Source organism: Anabaena sp. CA = ATCC 33047, from assembly GCF_963870205.1.
Lineage (GTDB): Bacteria > Cyanobacteriota > Cyanobacteriia > Cyanobacteriales > Nostocaceae > Trichormus.
On record NZ_CAWMSA010000086.1, the window covers coordinates 95,044 to 96,671 of the forward strand.

The 1,628-nt window shown below is 45.7% G+C and carries 1 protein-coding gene; it reads right to left on the minus strand.

Annotation, left to right across the window (positions count from 1 at the left end; genetic code table 11):
* On the minus strand, window positions 1–1,566 hold a 1,566-nt coding region (locus AACS98_RS23175), incomplete at its 3' end, for a peptidase U32 family protein (RefSeq protein ID WP_232317226.1).
* Window positions 1,567–1,628: the final 62 nt, after the last annotated feature.

A 1,628-nucleotide genomic window follows, 5' to 3' on the forward strand; every position in this document is an offset into this window, starting at 1 on the left:
AGTGAGATGATTAGTTAATGTTGCCAAATAGAAAGGGGTGTTACCTAGACGACCAAATTGTTCTTTGAGGCGGTCTGTGTCTAGGGGTTTGGTGTGTGCTTCTACCAGTAGGATTTCGGATGCTACTTGTACAATGTTACCAAACTCATCGCGGGCGATCGCCACCAATGATTGACCGATTTCCCCATACACTTCTACAGTTATCGGACGCTGAAATTGGGGATTTTCCCCCGCATAACTCTGGCGTAGTTGCTTATCTAATTCTGGGTCGCTGGTTTTCCACAGCTTATCCCCGACATGAACCCGACGAAAATTTAAAGCACCTTTCCCAAAGCTTAAAACTGCATCCTTACCTTTGTGTACCACACCATAAACTCGCCCACCTTCTTCCTTCGCCTCTGGATGACCGCAGTCAAACACCACACCATCCCCAGGCTTAAGCGGTGCTTCTAATCTTACTGTCACCTGTTCATTGCGAATACGGGTCACTTCGCCTAAATACACCCCCCGCTTCTTCCCGAAACGCGCATGAACTAATTCTTGATTATTAATTCCCTCAAACCAACCTGTGTAAAGTCCACGAGAAAACGCCATTTCCAAGTTGTAGTTTTCTTGACCTCTCCCCCAACCCCTCTCCGACACGGAGAGGGGAGCTTTTATTCCCCCTTCCTTTGTAGGGAAGGGGGTTAAGGGGTTAGGTCTGGTTAATGCCTCCATTACCCGGTCTAATGCTTCTCTGTAAACACGAGTGACATTAGCAACATATTCTGGTGCTTTTAACCGACCTTCTATCTTCAGACTGGTTACGCCAGACTTGACTAAATCTGGTAATACTTCCAACCCGGCTAAATCTTGAGGACTGAGTAAATATTTCCGTTCCCCTAAGTCTACAATTTCCCCATCAGCAATTAAATCATAAGGCATCCGGCAAGCTTGAGCGCATTCACCCCGATTTGCAGAACGTCCACCTAAAGCTTCACTGGTTAAACATTGTCCAGAATACGCCACACACAATGCACCATGCACAAACACCTCTAACGGTAAAGTCGCCGCCCGTTGTGCAATCTGCTGCTGAATTTTGTTAATCTCTTTGAGGGAACATTCACGAGCTAATACGACCAACTGACAACCCAGAGACTTAGCAAACTCCACCCCAGGCGCGCTGGTAATAGTCATTTGAGTTGAGGCGTGAATGGGAAAATCTGGCGATAGGTGACGAATGAGGCGACAAATACCCACATCCTGAACAATGATTGCATCTACACCAGCCGCGATAATTGTCCGAAGATATTGCTGGGCTTCTGGTAATTCTTTAGGGAAAATTAGGGTATTGACAGTGACATAACCCTTCACACCGCGACGGTGGAGAAATGTCATTAATTCAGGTAAATCAGCCTCAGTAAAATTTTGCGCCCGCATTCTGGCGTTAAACCGATCTAAACCAAAATAAATTGCATCCGCCCCATTTTCTACAGCAGCTTTCGCACACTCCCAGTTACCAGCAGGTGCAAGGATTTCAGGACGTATCAAGGTTGTTTGGGGATGTTGTGAGCGAGCAATTTCCATTAGGTTTAAATTAGGTTAAATATCACCATAGTGATTTTATCGAAATTAATTGATAGTTAGGG